We start from the raw sequence: 783 nt of genomic DNA on the forward strand, positions 1-783 counted from the left end.
CATCGCTCCATCGCGACATTTCGTCGACAATGGGTCCCGACCGAATGATGATGCGAAGAGCGAAAGCGCTCTCGGTTCAATCTTCTTCATTAACGCGAGATCAAGCTGCGACAGCCGAGCTGCGACAGCCCTGCAAGCTTCTATCCCTGCCTGCCCTCCCGCATACCGGCTCACCGCATTGCACGTAGTGGCGTACCCCCATGATTGCCGGGCGTCGATATCTTCCTCCAAGCGCGGGACAAATTTGCGTTCAAAATCGACGGAGGCCTTTTGCATGAACGTTGCTTGATCCGGCATCCGCAGGCGCTTGGAATGCTTCACCACCTCTCTTGAGAACCCCCCGATGTCACGCGCGTTAGCAATTCCTCTTAGTGCTGCATGCAACTCGCCTGAATACTGTGGATCAGGTCGCTCAAAGCTGGCGTGGCTCTGCGCGGCTACGTCGTCTACGCGCCGCTTTCCAAGTCCAGGACCCAGGTCGCTTGCGGATTGCCTTGGCTGCGGAAGCGCGCCCGATTGCGAGCTCTCGGCCGCCTGATTGCGCTGGCGCATGCTTGCTTGCGAGCCCTCGGCCGCCCGATCGCCGCGCCAATGCTCGCTATCAGAGCGCGAGGAGCCTTCTTCCCGATAGAGTGCGCGACGATCCTGTCGCTGAGGCGGGCGCTCAGCCCATTGCGAGCCCTCGGCCGCCCGATCGCCGCGCCAATGCTCGCCACCAGAGCGCGAGGAGCTTTCTTCCCGATTGAATGCGCCACGATCCTGTCGCTGAGGCGGGCGCTCGCC

1 protein-coding gene and 1 pseudogene are annotated in these 783 nt (G+C 61.8%); one reads left to right on the forward strand and one right to left on the reverse strand.

Annotated elements, in window-relative coordinates; all coding sequences use genetic code 11:
- A pseudogene (locus AC07FD_RS39375) lies at positions 1-321 on the reverse strand (hypothetical protein); the annotation flags it as partial.
- A gap of 270 nt (positions 322-591) precedes the next feature.
- Between AC07FD_RS39375 and AC07FD_RS39380 the strand changes: the two are divergent.
- A partial coding sequence (locus AC07FD_RS39380) for a hypothetical protein (RefSeq protein ID WP_478354191.1) occupies positions 592-783 on the forward strand: 192 nt, incomplete at its 3' end.

The organism is Mesorhizobium waitakense (assembly GCF_056431085.1).